This is a genomic window from Acinetobacter sp. WU_MDCI_Abxd143 (assembly GCF_025514195.1).
In the GTDB taxonomy this organism is placed as follows: Bacteria; Pseudomonadota; Gammaproteobacteria; order Pseudomonadales; family Moraxellaceae; genus Acinetobacter; species Acinetobacter pittii_H.
This window is the reverse complement of record NZ_JAHPTH010000007.1, coordinates 110,077-134,102: the sequence shown is the minus strand read 5'-3', so window position 1 is coordinate 134,102 and position 24,026 is coordinate 110,077. Positions and strand designations below refer to the sequence as shown.

20 protein-coding genes are annotated in these 24,026 nt (G+C 38.6%); 6 read left to right on the top strand and 14 right to left on the bottom strand.

Annotated elements, in window-relative coordinates:
- Window positions 1–41: 41 nt before the first annotated feature.
- From bioD to KTI79_RS13595, 5 genes are all read right to left on the bottom strand, one after another.
- Complete coding sequence (gene bioD / locus KTI79_RS13615; RefSeq protein WP_032055841.1) at window positions 42–686, bottom strand: dethiobiotin synthase; 645 nt, start codon at window positions 684–686, stop codon at window positions 42–44.
- The gene (gene bioC, locus KTI79_RS13610) at window positions 687–1,436 is read right to left on the bottom strand and encodes a malonyl-ACP O-methyltransferase BioC (protein ID WP_032055840.1); all 750 of its coding nucleotides are present in this window, start codon (window positions 1,434–1,436) and stop codon (window positions 687–689) included. It abuts the gene before it with no gap.
- The gene (locus tag KTI79_RS13605; protein WP_032055839.1) at window positions 1,433–2,590 is read right to left on the bottom strand and encodes an 8-amino-7-oxononanoate synthase; all 1,158 of its coding nucleotides are present in this window, start codon (window positions 2,588–2,590) and stop codon (window positions 1,433–1,435) included. The genes bioC and KTI79_RS13605 overlap by 4 nt, the downstream gene beginning before the upstream one ends.
- 1 nt (window position 2,591) lies before the next feature.
- Complete coding sequence (gene bioA / locus KTI79_RS13600; protein WP_086375845.1) at window positions 2,592–3,872, bottom strand: adenosylmethionine--8-amino-7-oxononanoate transaminase; 1,281 nt, start codon at window positions 3,870–3,872, stop codon at window positions 2,592–2,594.
- Window positions 3,873–3,965: 93 nt separating this feature from the next.
- A complete protein-coding gene (locus KTI79_RS13595; protein ID WP_086375846.1) occupies window positions 3,966–4,697 on the bottom strand; it encodes a hydrolase in 732 nt (243 codons plus the stop codon).
- 356 nt (window positions 4,698–5,053) lie between these two features.
- Between KTI79_RS13595 and otsB the strand changes: the two genes are divergently transcribed.
- Window positions 5,054–5,905, top strand: coding sequence for a trehalose-phosphatase (otsB, locus tag KTI79_RS13590; protein WP_143225016.1), 852 nt, complete (start codon window positions 5,054–5,056; stop codon window positions 5,903–5,905).
- Window positions 5,893–7,326: a trehalose-6-phosphate synthase gene (locus KTI79_RS13585; RefSeq protein WP_032055835.1), complete on the top strand. Its 1,434-nt coding sequence runs from the start codon at window positions 5,893–5,895 to the stop codon at window positions 7,324–7,326. The genes otsB and KTI79_RS13585 overlap by 13 nt, the downstream gene beginning before the upstream one ends.
- A 69-nt stretch (window positions 7,327–7,395) precedes the next feature.
- Here KTI79_RS13585 and KTI79_RS13580 read toward each other — a convergent pair whose 3' ends face one another.
- The 7 genes from KTI79_RS13580 to KTI79_RS13550 form a co-directional block, all read right to left on the bottom strand.
- Window positions 7,396–8,589, bottom strand: a complete 1,194-nt coding sequence (locus tag KTI79_RS13580) for an MFS transporter (protein ID WP_079284406.1) — start codon at window positions 8,587–8,589, stop codon at window positions 7,396–7,398.
- Between the two features lie 289 nt (window positions 8,590–8,878).
- The gene (gene bfr / locus KTI79_RS13575) at window positions 8,879–9,343 is read right to left on the bottom strand and encodes a bacterioferritin (RefSeq protein ID WP_001214863.1); all 465 of its coding nucleotides are present in this window, start codon (window positions 9,341–9,343) and stop codon (window positions 8,879–8,881) included.
- A gap of 252 nt (window positions 9,344–9,595) precedes the next feature.
- The gene (gene ligA / locus KTI79_RS13570) at window positions 9,596–11,635 is read right to left on the bottom strand and encodes an NAD-dependent DNA ligase LigA (RefSeq protein ID WP_032055833.1); all 2,040 of its coding nucleotides are present in this window, start codon (window positions 11,633–11,635) and stop codon (window positions 9,596–9,598) included.
- 94 nt (window positions 11,636–11,729) lie between these two features.
- Window positions 11,730–12,776, bottom strand: a complete 1,047-nt coding sequence (locus tag KTI79_RS13565) for a cell division protein ZipA C-terminal FtsZ-binding domain-containing protein (RefSeq protein WP_086375847.1) — start codon at window positions 12,774–12,776, stop codon at window positions 11,730–11,732.
- Window position 12,777: 1 nt separating this feature from the next.
- Window positions 12,778–16,227 carry a chromosome segregation protein SMC gene (smc, locus tag KTI79_RS13560; RefSeq protein WP_032055831.1) on the bottom strand — a complete coding sequence of 1,150 codons (3,450 nt, stop codon included), beginning with the start codon at window positions 16,225–16,227 and terminating at the stop codon, window positions 12,778–12,780.
- 10 nt (window positions 16,228–16,237) lie between these two features.
- The gene (locus KTI79_RS13555; protein WP_016142060.1) at window positions 16,238–16,933 is read right to left on the bottom strand and encodes a GntR family transcriptional regulator; all 696 of its coding nucleotides are present in this window, start codon (window positions 16,931–16,933) and stop codon (window positions 16,238–16,240) included.
- Window positions 16,934–17,187: 254 nt separating this feature from the next.
- Window positions 17,188–17,991, bottom strand: a complete 804-nt coding sequence (locus KTI79_RS13550; RefSeq protein ID WP_032055830.1) for a sulfite exporter TauE/SafE family protein — start codon at window positions 17,989–17,991, stop codon at window positions 17,188–17,190.
- A 30-nt stretch (window positions 17,992–18,021) separates the two neighbouring features.
- On the opposite strand from KTI79_RS13550, the gene KTI79_RS13545 reads away from it, so the two are divergent.
- Together KTI79_RS13545 and KTI79_RS13540 are read left to right on the top strand one after the other, a co-directional pair.
- Window positions 18,022–18,774, top strand: coding sequence for a biotin--[acetyl-CoA-carboxylase] ligase (locus tag KTI79_RS13545; protein WP_032055829.1), 753 nt, complete (start codon window positions 18,022–18,024; stop codon window positions 18,772–18,774).
- 15 nt (window positions 18,775–18,789) lie between these two features.
- Window positions 18,790–19,524 (top strand): pantothenate kinase, encoded by a 735-nt coding sequence (locus KTI79_RS13540; RefSeq protein ID WP_086375848.1) that lies wholly within the window; start codon window positions 18,790–18,792, stop codon window positions 19,522–19,524.
- A 49-nt stretch (window positions 19,525–19,573) separates the two neighbouring features.
- Here the strand turns inward: KTI79_RS13540 and ffh are convergent, their stop codons facing one another.
- Window positions 19,574–20,986 (bottom strand): signal recognition particle protein, encoded by a 1,413-nt coding sequence (gene ffh, locus KTI79_RS13535; protein ID WP_002120334.1) that lies wholly within the window; start codon window positions 20,984–20,986, stop codon window positions 19,574–19,576.
- Window positions 20,987–21,126: 140 nt separating this feature from the next.
- Here ffh and KTI79_RS13530 point away from each other — a divergent pair, with 140 nt between their 5' ends.
- Both KTI79_RS13530 and KTI79_RS13525 read left to right on the top strand, forming a co-directional pair.
- Window positions 21,127–21,936, top strand: coding sequence for an inner membrane protein YpjD (locus KTI79_RS13530; protein WP_016142065.1), 810 nt, complete (start codon window positions 21,127–21,129; stop codon window positions 21,934–21,936).
- A gap of 84 nt (window positions 21,937–22,020) precedes the next feature.
- Window positions 22,021–22,965 (top strand): tRNA dihydrouridine synthase, encoded by a 945-nt coding sequence (locus KTI79_RS13525; protein WP_002120273.1) that lies wholly within the window; start codon window positions 22,021–22,023, stop codon window positions 22,963–22,965.
- 82 nt (window positions 22,966–23,047) lie between these two features.
- Here KTI79_RS13525 and KTI79_RS13520 read toward each other — a convergent pair whose 3' ends face one another.
- Entirely contained in the window at window positions 23,048–24,001 is a 954-nt protein-coding gene (locus tag KTI79_RS13520) for a DUF6160 family protein (protein ID WP_032055826.1), read from the bottom strand.
- Between the last annotated feature and the right edge of the window lie 25 nt (window positions 24,002–24,026).

The window sequence follows — 24,026 nt, the reverse complement described above, 5'->3', positions numbered from 1 at the left end:
AACCGCTCAAATTTGAGCGGTTTTTTTATAGCCTGTTTAACTTAATTCATTTTCGCCAATTCGATCCATTCAGCTTCAGGAAAATGAATAGCTAAATAATCTTTCAAAAAATTTGAAGTATCTTGAGAAATTAATGGATCTTTTGATTCATCTTTTAGGTTATAAACCAAGGCATGCAACTTCAACCCACGAGACTTAAGTGCTTCAAGACTAAGCAAAGTATGGTTAATACTTCCTAAACGGCCCGATGTTACTAAAATAACAGGAAACTGATGCTGAGCGACATAATCAATGGTCAGCAGACTGGTGGTTAGTGGCACCATTAAGCCTCCTGCACCTTCTAACAATACGATTTCAAAACGTTCTGCCAATGTTTGGGTCGCATTTTCAATTTTTTGAAAATCAATTTCTCGGTTATCAAGACGAGTTGCTAAATGAGGTGAAGCTGGGTAACTGAAGATTTCAGGCATAGTAAGCTTGTCATGATCTTCTTGAAACCAGCCCTGCCCCATAATTTCACGGTGCTTTTCGATATCTTCAGAAATATCAGCATTACCTGTCTGAATGAGTTTTTGGGTAATCACTTTTTTACCCTGCTCAGTCCATAATTTTGCTAAAAATCCTGTTGCGTAAGTTTTACCAATTTCGGTATCAATCCCGCTCACAAAATAGATTTGGCCACTCATTTACTTCATTCTCCGGGCAATGCAATAAATCGGATGATATGTTAGGGAATACCCATCGGTATGTTTAAACCGATCATAATCTTGATAAAACTGTTGTAAAGTTTGCTTAGTCCAACGATGCTGCGCCGTTGCTGTTACACCTGTTGCTTTTAAATGCTGTAACACGTCTTTAGGTGAATCGAAATAGAGTTGAGTTTCTGATTGTGACAAATGCAAAATCTCAAAACCAGCCTGAATTAAGGCACTATTCCAATTTTCAATTGACCAATAACTTAAACCTTGTCCTGTTAATTCTTTAATCTCTAATAAGTTTTTAGAGCCAAATGTTGAAAAGCATAACCAACCTTGATCGACTAAAGCCTCATCACAACGTTCGAGCAAGCGCGGTAAATCTTGCATCCACTGTAGAGCCGAACCTGAAACAATCATATCGAGCTGCTGAGGAAAATCTAACGCCTCAACGTCTCCAATCAACCATTTCAAACTTTCTTGATGACTAAAGTGCTGCTGCACATCTGCATACAGATCATTCAAAATTAACTCTTCGATTTGAAAAGATGCAGTAATAAGACGAGTTAAATTACCAGAACCACAACCAATTTCAAAAACACGTAGCATCGTCCTCGGGCAAAATTGCTTTAGTAAATTCGTTAAATTTTGGCAAATTTGTTTTTGAACAATTGCATGCTCTGAATAGCTTTGCCCTGCTTTGGCAAAACGCTGGGCAACCAAGTTTTTATTCAAACTCACAGAAAACTCACCAATTCTTCAAGTTCATGTTGCTGTACCATTGACGTTAAAGAAATACGCAAACGCGAACTGTTTTTAGGTACTGTGGGTGGACGCACAGGCATAGCATAAAAACCACTCTCTTGAACCTGCATTGCTTTATTGATAGCAGCCTGACTTTCTCCAACAATGACAGGAATAATATGGCTGGTCGATGGGCTTACATAACCCTTTTGCACAACAGCTTGTTGAAGATATTGGCTAATATTTTTTAAGTGTTCACGCTGAGATTGAGCGACTAATACTTTTTGAAAAATAAAGTTTGCCCATGCCATAACAATCGGTGGCTGTGCAGTACTAAAAATAAGTGGGCGCATTTTATTAATGAGATAATCTTTAATAATTGGATCACAAATAATGTAACCACCGACTGCTGCCAATGCTTTACCTAATGTACCCACTAAAAAATCAATTTCTTGAATGACATTATATTGTTCAGCACACCCTAATCCTTGCTGACCACGAACCCCAATTGAATGCGCTTCATCGACATATAACATGGTTTTAGCAAAACGCTTTTTTAGCTGAACTAAAGCGGCTAAATCTGTCTCATCACCGTCCATACTAAAAATACTTTCTGTGACCACAATGATTCGTTCAATCTTGTCATCATCATGATATTTTTGGAGAAGTTGTTCTAAATGCTGTAAATCATTATGTCGATAACGTACATATTGGGCACCAGACAAACGTATACCATCAATCATACTTGCATGGACTAACTTATCTGCCAAAATTAAAGTTTTACTATCAGCAACCGCAGGCAAAATACCAAGATTCATATGGTAGCCACTATTAAATAATAGGGCCGCCCGATCACCAAATGCTTTACTTAGGCTATTTTCTAATTGTTCATATTCCTCAAAATTGCCCGTTAATAGACGTGAAGATGAAGAACTAAAATAGCTTCGTTCTAATGGATAGCTATCTAAAAACTCTTGACGAAGATTGATATCAGCAGCCAACCCAAGATAGTCATTTGAAGCTAAGTTGAGCATCGTTTTATTTTGAATCGTAATAAAACGTCCGTGCTGCACATTTTGGGTAAATTGTCTAAAGTTACCTTGTTGCTTTAACTCATCCAATTCGGCAGAAAAATGATCAAGCAATGACATCTTAATTCGCTCCCTGCATTGTTTGAACAACTTCAACCAATTGTTCGAGCAAATTGCTTAACTCTTGATGCGTGATGACATACGGTGGCATCACATAAACCAATTTTCCAAAAGGACGGATCCAGATTCCGCGGTCTACAAATTGTTGCTGTAAGGTTTTCATATCAACATTAAAGGTGAGTTCTACTACACCAATTGCGCCGAGCACTCGTACATCGGCAACATAATCAAGCTGACTTAAAGGCGTTAAATACTGGCTAAGCTGTTGTTCAATTCGCTCAATATTGGCCTGCCAATCTTGCTCAATTAACAATTGCGTACTTTTCAAGGCAACGGCACAGGCAAGTGGATTGGCCATAAAAGTTGGGCCATGCATAAATACCCCAGCCTCACCGCGACTAATAGTTTCTGCAACATGCTTTGTGGTTAAGGTAGCAGATAAGGTCATATAGCCGCCTGTTAAGCCCTTACCTATACACATAATATCTGGCTCAACTTGGGCATGCTCCCACGCAAAGAGCTTGCCAGTACGACCAAAACCAGTGGCAATTTCATCGAAAATTAAAAGCAGGTTATATTTTTCACAAAGTGCTTTAGCCTGACGCAAATATTCTGGGTGATAAAAGCGCATGCCCCCTGCACCTTGTACAATTGGCTCAATAATCAGTGCAGCAAAATTTTCATGATTTTGCTGAATAGATTTTTCTAGCTCAGCAATATCTTCTTGGTTCCACTCTTCATGAAATTTGGTTTGCGGTGCTGCTACAAAAAGGCGGTTTGGTAAACTTGTACCAAAAATCTGATGCATGCCTGTTACTGGATCACAAACAGACATCGCATTCCATGTATCACCGTGATAACCAGAACGTGTAGTAATAAAATTTGTTTTTTGAGGTTGGCCTTGTGCTGTCCAGAATTGCACAGCCATTTTCAAAGCAACTTCAACGGCAACCGATCCCGAATCTGCATAAAAAATTTTGTCGAGGCTTGGCGGTGTAATTTTTAAAAGGATTTTACCCAACTCAATGGCAGGGTCGTGGGTTAACCCACCAAACATAATATGTGACATGTTTTGTAATTGATCTGTCACTGCCTGATTGAGTTCAGGGTGGTTATAACCGTGAATTGCACACCACCAAGATGACATACCATCAATTAAAGTTTTACCATCGTCGAGTTCAATCGTTGCCCCATAGGCACGTTTAACTTTAAAGGTTGGCAACGGTTGGGTCATTGAAGTATAAGGATGCCAAATATGTTCTAAATCAAAATTATCGGTCATCCTATTTACCCTTTTACAGCAATTAAATCTCTCATTTAGCACATGTTAAACCTGTTAAGAATGAAAGAAAATTGCGAGATCAATCAAAGCTTATTAACTTTGCTGATGAATTGTTAAAAATTGGCAGATTTCTTCAATTGTTCGATCTACTTCTAGGTATGGAAAAGCATGAGTAGTGCCTTTTAGTACTTTATAATTCATGTTTTCTGTCACGATCTCCTCAAATTTTTCGATAATTTTGCAAGGAATGACATTATCTTGCTCAGCAAACAGGTGAAGTTGTCGGCCAGCATAGTTTTTTAAGTTATTTACCAAATTTAGTTGTTCAAGCATTTGCAAACCTTCTATTAAAAGTTCATTTGACGGAGGATTTGCTATATTTTGTACACTCATCCAGTCTTGTTTCGCTTGAATGGAACCGAGTGTAATTAAATAATAAAAACGTTTTAAAGTGGCTTGCGGGTTTTGAAAAAAAGAAGATTTAAATTGAGTGAATACAGCAATAGGCATTGCAGGTTGCCAATTATCGTTAGCAACGAAACAAGGATTTGAAGCTAGTGTAATTAATGTTTTAGTCTGCCCTGTTTGCGTATAAAAAATATCAACCAGTTGAGTTGCTAACTGTCCCCCTAAAGACCAGCCTATGACTACATCAGCCCAAGCCACCAAGTCCAGCTGTGCTTGGAAATTACTTTCTAAAACATTAAAAATATTAATAAGTTGTGTCTCAAACCCTACTTTTTCCAAGTGCAATTTGAGAGGCTGCAAAGGTTCCACTCCTACTCCCCAACCTGTAATTAATAAAATTTTATTTTGTAACTTCATATGCCTATCCAAAACCGATTTTATAAAGATTATATAATAATATTGATTTAAAATATCTTTTAAAATCAATATTAAAAACAGTTTTCAAATCATAAAATCAAGCATTTATAATACGTTAATATTCTGAAATATATTGATAAATAAGACCTGCATTATTCATATTAAATATACAAAACTTTAATTATCTAAACATTGAAGCTAATCAAAAAACAACATACTCCACACTTCGCCTATAAATCCATTATGCAATGTAATTAATGTTAATACTTATGTTTTTTTATTAAAAGAAATGACTCATCAATTCATTTTAATGTTAGAAGAATAATTATTGATCAAAAAATATTGGGAAGGCTAATATGAACAGTCAAAATACAATATCTGATGGGAGAGAAAAAAGTACATATTTTGTTACACCCAATCATATTATAAACACCTTATCCTTAGATAAAAATTATTGTTTATTTTTGGATATTGATGGGACATTAGCGCCTTTTCAAATTAATCCTGAGCACAGTTTTATTCCAAACACTACATTAGAAGTTATAAAAAAAATTATTGAATTAAATATACCTGTTATTGCTGTAACGGGTCGTGATATCAATACAGCTGGTAAGCTCTTATATCCTCTTGAAGTTCCTATTGCGGGCTTACATGGTTTAGATATTTGTCTTGATTCAGACAATTATATTCGACCAGATTTAAGTCAAATTAATTTTAAAAAATTAAAACAAGATATTCAAAAATCTTGCGAAAAATACCCTGAGTTATTAATTGAGGATAAGAAGTATTCTATTGCTTTACATTATCGTAAAAATCCTGATTTAGAAAATCATGCTATTAATATTATGCAACAGATTAGCTCTAATTATCCTCAATTAAAATTAAATAAAGGAAAATTTGTTATTGAGTTAATTCCAAATCAAGCTGATAAAGGTAAAGCAATTAAAACCATATTAAATCATCTTAATTTACCTTCCGTATTCCCTATTTTTATAGGCGATGATTTAACAGATGAATCAGGTTTTGTATTTATTAATCAGCAATCTGGCCTCACGATTAAAGTGGGTTCCGGTGAAACACAAGCTAAATATAGATTAAAAGATATTGATAATGTCGCGAATTTTCTTTTTTTATTTCAAAACAAAATAAAAAGCTTATATGTCAAAAATAGCCAAAATCAGAATGGAGAAAAAATATGTCTAAATTAATCGTATTATCGAACCGGATAAGTATGCCATCAGGTAAAGCTTCAGCTGGTGGCCTCGCCGTGGCTGTACAAGACGCTTTGAATGATAGTAATGGTATTTGGTTAGGCTGGAATGGTCAGCAAATTACTGATAGCGAAGCGCCAGAGTTTGAACAAGCCTCTTCTCAAGGGATTGATTACATTACCTGCCCTCTTACTCATCAACAATATGCGCAATATTACTGTGGTTTTGCAAATAAGGTTCTTTGGCCAGCCATGCATAGTCGCGAAGATCTAATTGAATATGATGGGCAAGAATATAGCACCTACCAAAAGGTCAACCGTTTGTTTGCTGAAAAGTTAAAACAGCTTGCTCAACCTGAAGATCTTATTTGGATACACGATTATCACTTTTTTAGTGTAGCGCGTTACTGCCGTGAATTAGGCATGCAAAATAAAATTGGTTTCTTTTTACATATACCATTTGCTAGCCTCAATATCTGGCGCAAAATTCCAGTGGGCCGAGAATTAATTCAAGACTTGAGTCAATATGATGTTATTGGTTTACAAACCCAAATCGATCAAAATGCATGTATGCAGACTTGCCTAAATTTACTTGAAGCTCAGAAAATACAAAGTAACAGTATTAGCTACAAGAAACGTCAAATATTAATTAAGTCATACCCAATTGGTGTTCAGCCCGAAATTATACAAAAGCAAGCCCAACAAGATTTGGCGACCTCTTCTGTGTTTAATTTTGAGGTAATACCACGTCAAAAAACAATTATCGGGGTTGATCGTATTGATTATTCGAAAGGCTTGCTCGAAAGATTTAATGCATTTGCAACCTTTTTGGAAACCAGTCCTGAATATCATGGTCTAGTTCGTCATCTTCAAGTGGCAATACCTTCTCGTACTGATATTCCAGCTTATCAGCGTTTATTCCAACGTTTTAAAACCAAGCTCGAGTTAATTAACGAAGAGTTTGCACATGAAGACTGGCGACCTGTAGATTGCTGCTATGACACGGTTCAACACCATAATCTTATGCACATTTACCGCCATTCAGATATTTGCTGGATCAGTTCGCTACGCGATGGTATGAACCTAGTCGCTAAAGAATATATTGCAGCCCAAGACCCAGAAAATCCGGGCGTACTCATTTTATCTAAATATGCTGGTGCTGCTGAGCAGATGACTCAAGCCTTGATTGTTGATCCACAAGATAGAGCGGCGATGATGGATGCTTTAAAAATGGCTTTAGAAATGTCTAAAACTGAGCGTATCAATCGTTACCAGCAATTGATAGAAGGATTAACATCATCTGATCTTACCCATTGGCGAAACAATTTCTTGGATGATTTAGAAAAGACACCAACTTTACTAATGAAGCCTCAGCGCTTATTACAAGATAATTATCAATCTATTTATCAGGCTCTATAAATCTAAATAAAAGAACCTCGAGAAATTTAATTTCTCGAGGTTCGCTATTTGGTGATTATTATTTATAAATTAATTTGTCTTTATTAATGTAAAACGGTTAAGTAAAGCAATGACAAATAGCAATACAGCGACACCTGTTAAAACCGTACTTAAACCCGTCCATTCACCAATTAAACCGATTAAAGCTGGCCCACTTAATGAACCTGTATAGGCAATCGTTGATACTAAAGAAAGTGCTGCTGCTTTAGGCATATTGTTTTGTCGACCAACCCGAGAAAACATCACGGGCACAATATTAGAACAGCCTAACCCTAACAGTGCATAACCTAATATAACCACTTGCCAGACTGGCGCAGTCACAATAATAGCCATACCAATCGCAGCCACAATTGCACTATAAGTTACAATATTCTTTTCGCCCCATTGCTTAAGCAAGACATGACCTGCGAAACGTCCAGTAGTCATGCTAAGCGCAAAGAAAGTATAAGCTAAGCCAGCAAAAGCAGGGTTAAGCTGATATTTACTTGTTAAATAAATACCACCCCAGTCCATTGCCGCACCTTCTGATAAGAAGGCGATAAAACACATCATACCAATAAGCAAAATAATACCATCGGGACGATAAAATTTTTTCGGTGCTTGAGTTGTATCTTCATGTGGTTTTTCATCCTGTTCAAAAGACGTTAAACAAGATGGAATCGCAACACCACCAATAACAAGTAAAATCATAACGACTGATAACGTACTCATTAATGGAGAAAGACCCATTGCCAATAATGCAGTCACAAGCATAGCGCCTGTTAAGCCACCCAAACTACACATTCCATGGAAGCTAGACATAAGAGCTCGCAAGCTATGCTTTTCTACAACCACTGCTTGTAAATTGATAGCTACTCCAAGACATCCTGCTGCCGATCCAAAAATAAACAATGCTACAGCCATGGTCACAATGCTGCTCCACATCGTAAGGCTAGGCAATAAAACCATTAAAAGCATCAATGCCAAACCAATTAATGGACGACATCCCCAGCGCTTGACTAAAGCACCAGTGGCAGGCATAGCAATCATTGAACCAATACCCATACAAAGCAAAAGTAAACCAAAATCGGCATGATTTAGATTTAAACGTTGCTGTGCAAAAGGAATAAGAGGTGCCCAAGCTGCGGTTGCAAAACCTAAGCTAAAAAAGCTTAGTCGTGTTGCAAGACGCTGTGTGCTTAGGAGAGTAGCTGTATCTAAAACAGCAGGTTTGGTAAATAACATATTTCGCGAACTCACCATAAAATCATTGGCGATCCATACCAACCGATTTTCCATAGAAAAACCCTTGCCTCATTAAATTTCTAGGCAAGGGTTTTGTTGGCGAAATTATATCCAATTTCATAAAAAAAACAGGGGGTGTGATACAAATTTTCTGACTTTTTTGTAACTACCAAAGCCTTATGTAGTAAAGCTTTGAATATGTTCAATTTGACATAATTAACATTTAAGTGATGAGTTAATTTTATTAAAATAAGCCAATAAAAAACCCAGCCTGAGCTGGGTTCTTTTATTAAATTTGAGATTGAATATAATTTTGTAAGCCAATCAACTCAATTAAACGTAATTGCTTTTCTAACCAGTATGTATGATCTTCTTCAGTATCTGATAATTGTTGACGCAACATATCACGGCTAATGTAATCGCCCTTCTCTTCACAAAGTTTGATACCTGTCGCTAACTTTTCACGGACGTGATATTCAAGGGCCAAATCCGCTTTTAAACAAGATACAACGTCTGTACCAACATTGATATCTTCGCGGTGCATGTTTGGTTTAGCACCTAAAAATAATACACGGCGAATGATCGCATCAGCATGAGAAGCTTCTTCTTGCATCTCATGATCAATACGTTCATAAATTTTATTTAAACCCCAATCTTCATACATACGAGAATGGATTAGATATTGATCACGGGCTGCCAATTCTCCGCCAATGAGCATATTTAAATAGTCTATGACTTCTGGATTGCCACGCATAATAAATCTCCTATCGTATGAGAACTATTATGGGCAATCTTAAAAGTGATTGCAAAACAAAAAATAGTTAAGTTTATGATTTTTATCAAATTAAAATGAGAAACATACGCATTTGCAGTTTAAGTTATTTAAATTTTCTCTGCAAAAAGAAATGCTTGTCCGATTTATTAGCTCAGACAAGCGTTAAAATAAGGCACAAACCATCAATTTATAAATTTGTAACTAAAATCAATGGTTCTTATTTCGGTAGATCTATTCGCTTAAAGTCTGTCCATACCTCGCCATAAGTGATAAGAAATCAGACTCATTCATAACTGCAATACCAAGTTTTGCTGCTTTTTCTAATTTAGAACCTGCCTTCTCGCCCGCAACAACACATTTAGTTTTACTTGATACACTACCGCTTACACGCGCACCTAATGCTTGCAGCATTTGAGTTGCCTGATCACGGGTCATTTGCTCTAATGTTCCCGTTAACACCCAGCTTTCGCCATTTAACGGTTGACGTGTTGGTGCTGTTGGCGCATCCCAATGAATCCCTGCTGCTATTAGGCGATCAAGCACTTCAATGTTGTGCGGTGCCAAGAAAAAGTCTGCTATCCATTCTGCGGTAATATCACCGACATCTGGAGTTTTCTTTAAAGCTTCAACATCAGCAGCTTTAAGCGCTTCCAAAGTTTGGAAAGTATTGGCTAACATTCTAGCTGTTGTTTCACCTACCCCACGAATTCCTAAGGCATAAATAAAACGCGCAAGAGTCGTCTTTTTACTGGCTTCAATGGCATCAATTAGATTTTGTACCGATTTCTCGCCCATTTTTTCAATACCAAGTAAAGTTTCTCGGTGTTCATGCAAATGATAGATATCAGCCACGTCTTTAAGTAAATCGAGATGTAATAAGGACTCTACCCAACGATCACCTAAACCTTCAATATCCATCGCCTTACGTGATACGAAATGGCGAATCGCTTCAATTCGCTGGGCAGCACAATAAAGCCCACCAGAACAACGTGCTAAAGCTTCTCCTTCAGGCATTACGACCGGTGAAGCACAAACAGGACAGCTTTCTGGTAAATGTACAATTTCAGCGTCAGGTGAACGAAACTCTGGCCAAACTTTTTCTACTTTAGGAATAACATCGCCTGTGCGGTAAACACTGACTGTATCGCCAACACGTACATCAAGGCGATGGATTTCACCAATGTTATGTAAGGTTACATTAGAAACCGTAACACCACCCACAAATACAGGGTTTAAACGCGCTACAGGGGTCAAAGTACCTGTACGCCCGACTTGCCAATCAATTTGATCAACCGTAGTTAATGCAGCTTGTGCAGGAAATTTATAGGCTGTTGCCCAACGTGGCTCACGACTTAAAAACCCAAGTTGTTGCTGCTGTCTTAAGTCATCAACCTTTACGACCATCCCATCAATTTCAACTTGTAGATCTGGACGTTCTTGCTGAATTTGTTCGTAACGCTGCTGTACTTCTTGAATTGAATCACACAGATATTGACGTTCCGCAATTTCAAATCCAAGTTTTGTGAGCCATTGTAGGCTATCGTGCATGGTAGTTAAGCCATGATTAGGTTCACATTGAGCGATACCGTAAGCATAAAATGCTAAAGGTCTACCAGCAGCAATATTAGGATCAAGTTGTCTTAAACTACCCGCTGCTGCGTTACGCGGGTTCGCAAATGTTTTATCACCTTTTGCTTCTTGGTCGGCATTGAGTTTTTCAAAGCCAGACTTTGGCATAAGTACTTCGCCGCGTACTTCTAACAAACGTGGAATTTCAAAATGATCTGAATGCAACACTTTAGGCAAATTACGAATCGTTTTAACATTCTGGGTAATGTCTTCTCCAGTTTCGCCATCACCACGTGTAACGCCACGTACTAAGACACTATTTTCATACCAGAGTGAAATCGCAAGACCATCAAGTTTTAATTCGACTTCATATTGTACTTTTTGATTAGGCAAACGCTCTTCAACACGACGAGCAAATGCGAACAAGTCTTCCTGATTAAAAACATTCCCCAAAGAAAGCATCGGAACCACATGAGTCACACTTTGAAATTTAGAGAGTGCTTGTCCACCTACTTTGGTTGTCGGTGAATCTGATTGAACAAGGTCAGAATATTGCTCTTCCAAAGCTTTTAACTGGTGAAATAAATGATCATATTCACTATCCGAGATTGTCGGCTGATCCATGACATAGTAGGCATGGTTATGCTTTGCAATCAGTTGAATAAGCTGACGCATCTGTTCGATCACGGAAGTTGTTGCCATTATGTTATTCACCATAAAAAAGGGTGGAAATTTCTCCACCCTGAGCTGCGACTAGATATGTTGCAATTATCGCAACGAACGTAAAAAATTAAAACTAGGCAGTCGCCTGTGCCGGACGATAATCAATCACATGATGACGCCAGTGCTCTTTTAACTGTGGCGTAAATTCAAGATTATTCTCATCGTAAACTTTGCCATCAATTTCGCGAGCAATTAGACCTGCAATACTCGCCATCATATCAAAACCAGTCACGGCTTTACTGTTTGGAAGCGCAAGGAAAAATGCCAACCCTTGAACTTGTTCGGTAGATAAAGTTTCAAGGTCAAATCCAGCTGGTCCATTGTCTGTCATACGCAATACAGAGAACATGAGTACACTCGGCTCATCAGTATTTTCATAACGATGGAAACATGACATTTCGCCGTAACGTAAACCATATTTTAACAGCACTTTAAGTGCTTTATCGCCAGACAATGCACGACGAGGGTTTGGATAAACATTTAGCGCAATAATCTGCTCAGCCATCGCTAATGCACTTTCATCATCATAGCGTTGCTGTTCATGTAAATGCACATCCAGAATATTGCTCTCGCCTTCAAATTCAGCAATTTTGGCAGTTTCAATATTCGGGTTTAAACTCAACTCAGGCTCAGTTTTTTCGCTTTCAGCTTCCAGATTCTCTTTTGCTAAAGCTTCAGCTTCCGGTTTCACAGAAACTGCATCGACCAACTCAACTGAACCATTTGTGGTAATAGTAGAGCTTGTTACTTCTTCTTCAGCCTTAGTTTCTTCTACAGAAGCATTTTCAACAACTGGTGGGGTTTGTTCAGTTTGAATTGTTTTAGCGGGTTCTACAGACTCAATTTCTGACAGTTTTGTTTCAGGAACTTGTGATGGTGCAGCTCCGCTTAAAGTCGGCTCTACTCGCTCAGCACTAGTCACCGCTACAGATTCAGCTTCAGTTTTTTCAAGCTGGTCTCTCACATGTCTAGGTATAACTGGTTGATTACTATCAGGATTAATATGTAAATCACTGTCTAATGAGGGTTCAGCATGGTTTGGCTTTTTTAAAATCATTTTTAAGCCAATTAGCATAATTATAATGGCAACAACGATGCCAATAATCGTATTGATTTCCATTCTATGACTCCGAAACTAACCCGTATTCTTTTGCCTGTTCTAAATCGACAGTGACTAATTTTGATGTACCCGGTTCAGGCATGGTCACACCCAACAAATCAGTTGCCATGGTCATCGCCAGCTTATTATGTGTAATGTAAATGAATTGTACATGTTCAGAAAGCTCTTTTACCAAATTACAATATCTCTGAACATTCGCATCGTCGAGTGGTGCGTCCACTTCATCTAATACACAAAACGGTGCCGGATTTAATCTAAAAATTGCAAATACCAATGCTAACGCTGTTAAAGCCTTTTCTCCACCGGAAAGTAATGCTAGAGAACTATTTTTTTTACCCGGCGGTCTTGCCATCAGTTTAACACCAGATTGCCAGTCATCTTCAAGACTTAAACTCGCCTCTCCACCATTAAAGACCTTTGGAAACAGATTTTGCAACTCTTGATTAATTTGATCAAAAGTTGTCATAAATAACTTACGGGTTTCTTGGTCAATGCTTTTCATTGCATCTTTTAGTTGAGCTACCGTATTTTCCAAATCTTGAATCTGGTGACTCAGCTCATCAAAACGTTGAGAAACTTCCTCAAACTCTTGGGAAGCGGCAAGGTTAACCGCACCGATTTTTTCAAACTGTTTATGTACTTTTTCCAGTTTCTGCTGATGCTCGGTTAAATCTATTTGTAAGCCTTTTTGGAGTTCGGCATTTAGCTCTTTAAGCTGTTCTTGATAATGCTCATGGTCTGACTTAGCTGCTTGCCATGCTAACCGTTTCTGTTCAAGTTGTTCTCTAAGCTGCTCATCTTTTTGTTGATATTGATGACGCTGATCTGTCAGTGTTTGTTGCTTTTCTTGCACACTATTGAGTTCAAGCTGCCATTCATTCCAGTTCTTTTGCAACTTTTCAGTTTGAGCAAATTGTTGCTGAAATTCCGACTCAAGATTTGGTAACTCTAATTGAATAGGGTCAACAAACTTTTTCGCTTGTTCCATTTGAGCTGCAATTTGCTGATATTGGCTCTGCAAGAACGAGATATCTTTTTCAAGCAACTCAATCTGTTGAGTAGTCTGCGTGCTATTACGGCGTAAAATTTCACGTTCTTGCTGCTGATGTTGTAGAGCTTGTTGCTGTTCTTCTAACTGCTCTGTTAACTCTTCTACCTGAAATTGCAAAGTTTTATAGTCAGGTAAAATGGTTTCAAGTTTGATTGCTAGAGCATGCAAATCAATTTCAAGATCGTCTTTTTGCATAGCATCTTCTTCAAGCTGCATGTCTAGTTGAGCTAACTGATCTTTCAATTGTTGTTTTTGCAATAAAAATGCTTGTGCTGCGGTTTGCTGTTTAGCAATTTGTACATCCAGCTGTTGCAAGTCTTTTTGTTTTTGTTTCACAACTTGCTGTTTGTGCTGCACATCAGCCTGTAATTGCCCTAACTCATCCTTTTGCTGTATTACAATTTGATCTAATGCTTGTAATTCAGGTTGTTGCTTTTCAAGAGTTTGTTCGATTTCATCTAGACGAATGCGATGGCTCAGCATACCTTGTGCACTTTGACTCTCGTCATCATACATAAGGGCAATCACCCAGTCCTGCCCAACATGATAGCCATCTAAGGTCAAAATAGATTGACCATGTTCCAGCTGTTTTTGCTCATTCAAAGCATGAGTCAAATCTTGTGCAATCGCTACATTTGAAAATATTGATAGTTGTGGCGATGCAATCCAGTCATTTAAACAAGCCAAGTTACCTTTAAATTTACTTGTTTGCTCTGAAGGTTTTAGCTGGCGAGCAACTCCTTCTTGAAAGACTTGTTCAGTCTCAAGAATATGAGCTTGTAACCATTTTGCTAAAAACTTCTCAACAATCTGCGCATGTGGTTTACCTTGCTCTGTTAACTCTAGAGCCTGCATTAAACGTAGCGTATCTTGATGTTGCTTTGGGCTTTGCTTTGCAACAAGTTGGCTTAAATTTTTCTGCTCTGATAATAAAACCTGAATTTCGGTTTTCAGAGTTTGATGTTGATTTTTACTTAACTGATGTTGCTGTTGAGATTGTTCTAAACTTAGCAATTGTTGCTCAATTTCAGTTTCAAGCGTCGCTATTTCGCCACATAACTGTTGTTGTAATTGCTCAAGCTCACCCTGCTCTTCTTCATGAACATGAGATTGAATTTGGCTTGCTTGATGTTGCAATGTTTCTTTTTGCTGCTCAAGTCGCTGAATATTTTTACCCAACTGTTCAATTTGAGCTGCCATCTGCATTTTTTGCTGCTGTTGTTTTTCAACCTGAGCTTTTATTTGTTCAAACTGCTGCTGTGCTTGTTTTTGCTGAGATTGTAAATCAGCAAAGCTTTGTTCAGCTTCCGTTGCAGTATGCTCAATTCCAGTTAAAGCTTCGGTTTGCTCTTCTAGTTGATTATTCAGTGTTTCGAGTTGCAATTCAGAAAGTTGTAAACGTTCTTTAGTTTGGGCTTTTTGTTGCTCCAACTGAACGAGAGTCGTACTGTTTTGCTGGAATAAACTCTGTTTTTGCTCTAGAGTCATTTTCAGTTCAGACAGTTTTTTTTCAGCTTGTTGCCATTCTTGTTGTAGTGGTGAAGATTGCTGAATAAGTCGCTGAAATAAAGCACTGGTTGATTCTAAATCATGTTCAATCGTACTTAACTCTGAGCGAACCAATTTAAAAGTTTCACCCAGTTCATTCATTTGAACGGTATATTCTTCTTGAAGACGTACGCTTTTATCTGCCTGAAAGGACAAAATTTCAATTTTTAGGGTACGAATCTGGCTTTCTAACGTTTTATATTGAACTGCTGCTTCTGACTGGCGTTTAAGCGTTTTAAGCTGCGATTTTAACTCAAGCGCAATATCTTCTAAACGTGAAAGGTTTTGCTCGGTATGTTCAAGATGTTGCAATGTTTCGCGTCGACGCGCCTGATAACGAGAAACACCCGCTGCTTCCTCAATGAACACACGCATTTCTTCTGGCTTGGCATCAACCAAACGGTTAATCATGCCTTGTTCAATCACTGCATAAGAACGCGGCCCTAGGCCTGTTCCCAAGAAAATATCGGTAATATCACGACGGCGGCAACGAGTACCATTTAAGAAATATTCGGACTTCCCTTCACGAGTGACCTGACGGCGAACGGCTAATTCATTATAAGCATTATAAGCCCCGCCCAATTTGCCATAGGTATTATCAAAGCGTAGCTCAACACTGGCCACACCAACGGGCTTGCGCTTGGATGTTCCTGTAAAAATAACATCTTGCATGCTACCACCACGTAGCTGACGGGCATTTGATTCACCCATCACCCAGCGGATCGCATCGATTACATTGGATTTGCCACAACCGTTTGGGCCAACCACTGCTGTGCGGTTCGCCTTAAAATTTAAAGTTGTACTATCTGCAAAAGATTTAAAGCCGGAAAGTTTTAAACTGCTTAAACGCATAATGCCCTAACTAGCGGCGTGAGCGTCTTGCCCAGGCCAATTCAATCTGTTTCATTCGTGTCAGCGATTCCAACACAAGGTTACGTAAGTGTCGACAAAAATCTTCCATAAATAAAGCGGCTTGTTGTGATTTTCGGATTAAAATTGCATCAGTCACGAGTTTAAATAATGCAAATGCTTCTTGCAGTTCCCGCTTAGAGGTATTTAAGGTCAAAAAATAACTACGACGTAATGAAGGCAATAGCTCTTTATAAAACTTCATTAGATAAGGATTACCGACCATATCTTGCTGTTCAGCTAAATATTGGAAGACTCCATCATAAAATTTTTCGATATCACCTGCTTTAACATGTTCAAGAAGTTGTTCTAACAATAGCTGCAATTGATCAGCTTCATGCGCACGCCATGTTTCACTCATACGTTGTACAATATGTCCCAATATCATCATATTTGTATCAAACAGTGCTTTAACTTGTTGTGCAGACATTTCTGAGACAATTGCCCCGCGGCGTGGGAATATCTCAATTAAATGAGTACGCTCTAATAATAACAATGCTTCACGAACTGACCCTCGGCTAACGTCAAGTTCTTTGGCAATACGAAGCTCTTGAATACGTTCGCCTTCAACCAGTTCGCCACTAATAATCTGTTCGCTAATATATTTGACAATTTGCTCAGAAAGACTTTCTGTCTCTTCGAGATTCATAAATCACCCGCTACTTTTTATATGCATTAATCCATGCTTTTCTTTCGCATCCTTGTTTTTAACTGATCCCATCGATTAAAAACTATGTCATTGTCTGACAATTTCATTGCATTTTAAGCCAACCCATTTAAAAACAACACCAAAATCGGATGAATAAAAGCCCCGAATGTTCTTATATTTTATGAATAAAAAAGCTCGAATTCCTAAAAATTCAAGCTTTTAACTATAGTCTTATAAATTTAAGATTTTAGTCTCTAGTGCATAATGCCTTTATAAATAAAATAACTGCCGACCACGACTAACAAACAAGCAAAGCATTTTTTTAACATCTGCGGTGATAGTGCATGAGCAACCTTTGCTCCAAGCTTCGCTGTGACAAAACTCATGATACTAATGCCAATAAACGCATAGATGTGCACATAACCAATCGTGTTAGGCACTGAAATTTGTTCTTTCGCACCAAACCACATAAATCCAATCGCTCCTGCAACTGCGATTGGTAAACCGCAAGCAGCAGAAGTCGCAACTGCTTTTTGCATTACCACGCCATGACGATTTAAATATGGCACGGTTAAGCTTCCTCCCCCAATTCCGAAAATTGCAGAGGCAATGCCAATGCCTCCACCCGCCATAAATTGCATGGGTGTTGAAGGAAGCTGACGTGTAGGGTCAACAACGACATGTGCTCCTTTAAACATTCGATAAGCCATAAAAACTGCAAAAACACCAATAAGAAGTTGCAAATGCTGACCAGACAAAAGATCGGCAATACCTGCCCCTAAAAATGAGCCGATCACTAACCCAGGCGCTAAATTACGAAAAACAGGCCAAAGTACCGCACCCTTTTTATGATGAGCCGAAACAGAACTAAAAGACGTTACGATAATCGTTGCAAGCGATGTTCCTACTGCAATATGCATGATTACCGCTGGGTCATAGTTTAGCTGGGTAAAAACCACATAGAGGATTGGTACAATAATTAGTCCACCGCCCACCCCAAACAATCCGGCAGTAAAACCAGCAATTGCGCCAATGAGTAAATATATGATTAACTCCATAAATGTTTTACCACTCTGCTCATATTCAACATGGATTTAGAGACTCGCCAACTACAACAACTTTTAAGCACAAAAAACCAGCTTCCAGAAGTGGTTTTATTAAAAGCAACCACAACTTCGACCAATGATGATATTCGTGAAATTGCCCAAAAAGGCATTACAACAGGCTTGGTTTGCAGTGCTCAACAAACTCAAGGGCGAGGCCAACATCAACGGCAATGGATTTCACCTGAAGGAAACATTTATTTAAGCACATTGGTGCAAACTCGAACACCCTTAGATGGTCGCTTAGCACTTGAAGTTGCTCTAAATATTCTACAAATACCGCAGTTACAACCTTTGAACCTGCAAGTGAAATGGCCAAACGATTTATATAGTACTCAAGGGAAATGGGGTGGAATTTTGGTTGAACCTCTTTCTCAGCATCAGGCTATTGTGGGTGTGGGTATTAATTTAAAAACACCACCAGTGACAGATAGCGATCAACCGATTACCTCTCTAGAAGATTTAGGCCTAGAGCAAATGAGTCGCCTTGAGTTAATTTCAGAACTTTATGTTGCAATTCAAAATGCTGCTCGCTGGTTTGATCATGGCTGCTACAATTTGGCAGGACGTTTTAACCATCATGCTGCATGGATCAACCAGTTAGTTCAGTTTGAGCATAGCCAAGGACTGGTGCATGGTCGTTTCGTTGGGATTTCCAATGAAGGTGCGGTAATTCTTGAAACTCCAGAACCACAGCAGTTTTATCAAGGTCGTTTAAGACCACAGACCACTCAGTAAATAGGTGTTTTCTCCATGAAAAGTTTATGGCTTGATATAGGAAACACTCGTTTAAAATACTGGATTACTGAAAATCAGCAAACTATTGAGCATGCAGCCGAGCTACATTTACAGTCTCCTGCCGATTTATTACTGGGATTAATCCAACACTTTAAACATCAAGGTCTACATCGAATTGGAATTTCATCGGTACTCGATACTGAAAACAACCAACGTATTCAGCAGATTTTAAAATGGCTTGAAATTCCTGTGGTCTTTGCCAAAGTCCATTCAGAATATGCAGGCTTACAGTGTGGTTATGAAGTACCGAGTCAGCTCGGTATTGACCGCTGGTTACAAGTTTTAGCTGTAGCTCAAGCCGATGAAAACTATTGCATTATTGGTTGTGGTACAGCGCTCACAATTGACCTAACGCAAGGCAAACAGCATTTAGGTGGCTACATCCTCCCTAATTTATATTTGCAACGAGATGCTCTTATTCAAAATACCAAAGGCATTAAAATTCCAGACTCAGCTTTTGACAATCTAAATCCCGGCAATAACACTGTAGATGCAGTACATCACGGTATTTTATTAGGCCTGATTAGTACCATTAAAAATATTATGCAGCAATCTCCTAAAAAGCTGCTACTGACTGGTGGTGATGCAAAACTATTTGCCAAGTTTTTACAAAAATATGAGCCTGTGGTAGAAACAGATCTTTTGCTCAAAGGATTACAGCAATATATTGCTCATTATCCTAAAGACTAAAATACAGAACAAAATAAAAGGCGCTATATGCGCCTTTTATTTTATGGATTTATTTCTTTTGGTCGTTGTTACCAAAGAGTGGCCCCATTCCGCCACCGCCGCCGCCAAATTGCTTTTGCATATTGCCTAAAGAACGCATCATTTTGCTCATACCAGATGGATTGGCAAACTTCTTCATCATCTTAGCCATTTGCGCTTGTTGCTTGATAAGTTTATTCACTTCAGCAACATCCATACCGCAACCTGCGGCAATACGTTTTTTACGACTTGGGTTCATTAAGTCTGGATTACGGCGCTCTTTAACAGTCATTGACTGGATAATAGCTTCCATCTTCTTGACTTGTTTTTCAGGGTTCGCTTGCTCAATTGCTTGCTGAATTCCTGCACCGCTCATGCCAGGCAACTTGTCTAAGAAGCCCATCATGCCGCCCATTTTTTTCATTTGCTCAAATTGCATCAGCATATCTTCAAAGTTGAAGCTACCGCCTTTTTGCAATTTTTTCGCCATTTTTTCCGCTTTTTCTTTGTCGATTTTGCGTTCAACTTCTTCGACTAAAGAAAGTACGTCACCCATACCTAAAATACGTTGAGCAACACGGTCCGGATGGAATGGTTCTAAAGCATCAAGCTTCTCACCCATCCCCAAGAACTTGATTGGCTTACCAGTAATGGCACGCACAGAAAGCGCAGCACCACCACGTGCATCACCATCAGTTTTAGTAAGAATTACACCTGTAAGTGCCAAAGCATCATTGAATGCTTTTGCTGTATTTGCAGCATCCTGACCTGTCATGGCATCAACCACAAACAAAGTTTCAGTCGGCTTAACTGCTGCGTGTAATTCTTTAATTTCGTCCATCATATCTGCATCGACATGTAGACGACCTGCCGTATCGACAATCAACACATCAGCAAACTGGATTTTTGCCTGTTCAATTGCACGATTAACAATATCAATTGGCTTTTCAGAAGGATCTGAAGGAATAAAGCCTGCGCCAACTTCATTTGAAACAGTTTCTAACTGTTTAATTGCTGCCGGACGGTAAACGTCGGCAGAAACAGTCATTACTTTTTTCTTTTGACGTTCTTTTAAGAAACGTGCCAACTTGGCAGCAGTTGTTGTTTTACCTGCACCTTGTAAACCAGCAAGTAATACTACAACAGGAGGTTTCGCACTTAAATCAAGTGTTTCATTCGCCTCACCCATCATCTTGGTGAGTTCGTCATAAACAATTTTTACAAATGCCTGGCCTGGTGATAACTGAGTCATCACTTCTTGGCCCAATGCCTCTTCCTTAACTTTCGCGATAAATTCACGAGTTACAGGTAACGCGACATCGGCTTCAAGAAGTGCCATACGTACTTCACGTAAGGTATCTTTAATATTGTCTTCGGTCAGCTGCCCTGAGCCAGTAACATTTCTTAAACTCTGTGTGAGTCGTTCTGTTAAGGTATCAAACATTGCAAAATCCGCTTAAAATGGCTAGTTGCAAAAAAATCTTTCTCGAAATAGAAAATTTATGCATAGAATGCTATAGGATACTTTAGTTCGCAGCGAATTTATATCTTATATAGATGAATTAATCCTGAAAAAGGTTTGACATGATTAGCCTCCCCTTGGTTTACACAATTTTGGCACTGATCGCATATACCACTTCTTTCTGGTATCTGTTTATTCGTTTAATGTCAAAACGTGAACCAAACCCATGGTTATTTGCATTTGTTGTAACATTAGCACTGCTACTGCACGGCACGGTTTTATGCCATGGCATGCTGACTCCAGCCGGAATTAACTATGATGTTTTTAATTTAGTATCATTTACATCATGGCTTATGTTGTTGTTAAGTTTAATTTTTAGTACTTTTCGTCCGATTGTACCGTTAAATTTATTAGGCATTCCTGTAGCGGCCATTGGTCTTATTTTAGGTTTTGCCTTTAGCCGACCAGATCAATTTATTGAGCAACATTCGCTAGGTCTTGATACTCATATTATTCTTTCACTTTCGGCCTATGCAGTTTTACTGATGGCAACCATACATGCGATCTTAATATGGTTCCAAAATCGTGAACTCAAAAAGAAACAAAAAAAACGTTTCTGGGTTAATTTACTCCCGCCGATTCAGGCGATGGAATCTTTATTATTTGATCTGATTATTACTGGTTTCATTTTATTAACGATTGCGCTTGCATTTGGTTTTTTAACAATTGATAGCTTCTTTGCCCAGCATCTCGCTCATAAAACAGTATTTAGTATTATTTCTTGGTTTATCTATGGCTCATTATTGATCGGCCATTACAAACTAGGATGGCGAGGTCAAAAAGCGATTCGCTTTACTTTAATCGGTTTCGTGCTTTTGGCGATTGGATTTATCGGTAGTAAATTCGTGCTTGAGATGATCTTAGGTCGCTAGATAAATTAAAATTTAATCGATACTAGACAGCGTTATACATATCCCGTATAACGCTGTTTTCGTTTTACTCAGGTGACCCAGACTGTGAAACTCATACTCGCTCCAATGGAAGGTTTAACTGACCCGATCATGCGGGATACACTCACATCTGTTGGTGATTTCGACTGGTGTGTGACCGAATTTATTCGCGTTACAGACAGTATTTTGCCAGACCATATTTACTATAGTTTTTGCCCAGAATTAAAAAATGACGGTAAAACGGCAGCCGGTACACCTGTTCACGTTCAATTCCTAGGTAATAACCCAGATATGCTGGCAGCAAATGCAGCAAAAGTTGTTGAATTGGGTGCACCTGCAATCGACCTTAATTTTGGTTGCCCTGCAAAAACCGTTAATCGACATCGTGGTGGTTCAGTCCTTCTTGATGAACCAGACGTGGTACATCTGCTGATTAAAGCAGTGAGAGATGCTGTACCTGCTCATATTCCTGTTTCAGCAAAAATGCGTTTAGGTTACCTCGATGAAAACCATACAATGGAAAATGCCCACGCTGTCGAAGATGCAGGTGCAAGCTGGTTAACTGTACACGCTCGAACTAAAGCAGATGGCTATACACCACCAGCTTATTGGGAAAAAATTCTACCTATTAAAGAAGCTTTAAAAATTAATGTCATTGCTAACGGTGAAATCTGGACCAATGCTGATGCTAGAGCCTGTCAACAACAATCTGGCTGTGAAGACCTCATGATTGGCCGTGGTGCGGTAACGACTCCAGATTTAACCCAATGTATTCGCCAAAATATGAATGAAGCATTATTTAATTGGGAACAACTCGTTGACTTACAAATTCGCTTTTTAAACGGTCAAGCAAAAACAGAAATTGGGATGGTTGGTCGTTATAAGCAGTGGTTAGGCATGATGACCAAAGCCTATCCTCAAGCGAAAGAATTATGGGACCAAGTGAAACGTATTAAAGCTTTAGATGAAATTGTTCAACAATTAGAACACACCAGATCAGATACTATTTAACTCGGCATAGCCTTTAAAAAAAGAGGGCACTTGTTTTCACAACTGCCCTCTTTCGTATTTCAGGTTAAGCTATTATTCTTTTTTAAAAGCCGCTTACTTTCATTTTAAAGTCAGTTACAGAAACGCCAGTGACACCAAAACTCCCCATAGAACCATTAGGTAAATTATTAAACGTTGTTGTATTTTGAGTACCCATATTCCCTAAAGTGACATTGTTAAGTGAAGCATCAAATTTACTAGATGCGCCTGTATTCCCAAAAGTTAATCCAGTTGGTTCAACACCTGCATAAAAACCATCTAACACAAAACCAGTTGAGGTATTTGTTCCTGCAAACTTAAACCCAAATGTAGCACCTGTATTATCGGACACTAAAGTAATTGGACAACCCGTAGCAGCAGAACAAATAGACTGAATTGCTCCACCAAATTTAACCATAACGGATTGGGCAGCATGACCCAGTTGAATATTTAAACGAGTTTTATTGGTTTGTACAAAGTTAATATCTAAATTTCCAGTAGAGCGAATGATTTCTTTTACACCCGTATTTACTGTCGTTCCCGAACTAAAAATTGATTTTGGTGCATAACTTGTTAATGCATAATCGAATGGGCTAGATAAAGATGTACTTGGGGCTAAATAAACTGAAAAAGGTAGAAGTCGAATTCCGTTTACATCATTCCCCATAGATATAGCTAAATTTAAAAAAGGATTTCCACCCCCAGCATCGGTATCCATTGCAATATTAAAAGAAGGATTACCCGATACAGCGGCTTTAATAAACTCTATACCAGGAACTGGATTAGTAGAGTTTCCGGCAATGACAAAACCAGCTTTACTGTTATAAGACGTTGAAACAATACCATTAGTATCAATGAGCGCGACTTGATTAAATTTAACACTATCGGCCTGAATACCTAAGGTTAAACCATTTTGGCCCGTCGCTGCAGCAAGGCTTTGATCATCCAAAGGCTGCATTGCAAAAACACCTGAACTACTGGCAAGTAGCAGCCAGAACCCTATATTTTTATTCTTCATGTCGCTCTAATCCTTAAGAGACAAA

Excerpts from the sequence above, each read along its gene's own strand:
- bioD (WP_032055841.1), bottom strand. The coding sequence starts at position 686 with ATGAGTGGCCAAATCTATTTTGTGAGCGGGATTGATACCGAAATTGGT.
- KTI79_RS13605 (WP_032055839.1), bottom strand. The coding sequence starts at position 2,590 with ATGTCATTGCTTGATCATTTTTCTGCCGAATTGGATGAGTTAAAGCAA.
- bioA (WP_086375845.1), bottom strand. The coding sequence starts at position 3,872 with ATGACCGATAATTTTGATTTAGAACATATTTGGCATCCTTATACTTCA.
- KTI79_RS13595 (WP_086375846.1), bottom strand. The coding sequence starts at position 4,697 with ATGAAGTTACAAAATAAAATTTTATTAATTACAGGTTGGGGAGTAGGA.
- otsB (WP_143225016.1), top strand. The coding sequence starts at position 5,054 with ATGAACAGTCAAAATACAATATCTGATGGGAGAGAAAAAAGTACATAT.
- KTI79_RS13585 (WP_032055835.1), top strand. The coding sequence starts at position 5,893 with ATGTCTAAATTAATCGTATTATCGAACCGGATAAGTATGCCATCAGGT.
- KTI79_RS13580 (WP_079284406.1), bottom strand. The coding sequence starts at position 8,589 with ATGTTATTTACCAAACCTGCTGTTTTAGATACAGCTACTCTCCTAAGC.
- bfr (WP_001214863.1), bottom strand. The coding sequence starts at position 9,343 with ATGCGTGGCAATCCAGAAGTCATAGACTATTTAAATATGCTCATTGGC.
- ligA (WP_032055833.1), bottom strand. The coding sequence starts at position 11,635 with ATGGCAACAACTTCCGTGATCGAACAGATGCGTCAGCTTATTCAACTG.
- KTI79_RS13565 (WP_086375847.1), bottom strand. The coding sequence starts at position 12,776 with ATGGAAATCAATACGATTATTGGCATCGTTGTTGCCATTATAATTATG.
- smc (WP_032055831.1), bottom strand. The coding sequence starts at position 16,227 with ATGCGTTTAAGCAGTTTAAAACTTTCCGGCTTTAAATCTTTTGCAGAT.
- KTI79_RS13555 (WP_016142060.1), bottom strand. The coding sequence starts at position 16,933 with ATGAATCTCGAAGAGACAGAAAGTCTTTCTGAGCAAATTGTCAAATAT.
- KTI79_RS13550 (WP_032055830.1), bottom strand. The coding sequence starts at position 17,991 with ATGGAGTTAATCATATATTTACTCATTGGCGCAATTGCTGGTTTTACT.
- KTI79_RS13545 (WP_032055829.1), top strand. The coding sequence starts at position 18,022 with ATGGATTTAGAGACTCGCCAACTACAACAACTTTTAAGCACAAAAAAC.
- KTI79_RS13540 (WP_086375848.1), top strand. The coding sequence starts at position 18,790 with ATGAAAAGTTTATGGCTTGATATAGGAAACACTCGTTTAAAATACTGG.
- ffh (WP_002120334.1), bottom strand. The coding sequence starts at position 20,986 with ATGTTTGATACCTTAACAGAACGACTCACACAGAGTTTAAGAAATGTT.
- KTI79_RS13530 (WP_016142065.1), top strand. The coding sequence starts at position 21,127 with ATGATTAGCCTCCCCTTGGTTTACACAATTTTGGCACTGATCGCATAT.
- KTI79_RS13520 (WP_032055826.1), bottom strand. The coding sequence starts at position 24,001 with ATGAAGAATAAAAATATAGGGTTCTGGCTGCTACTTGCCAGTAGTTCA.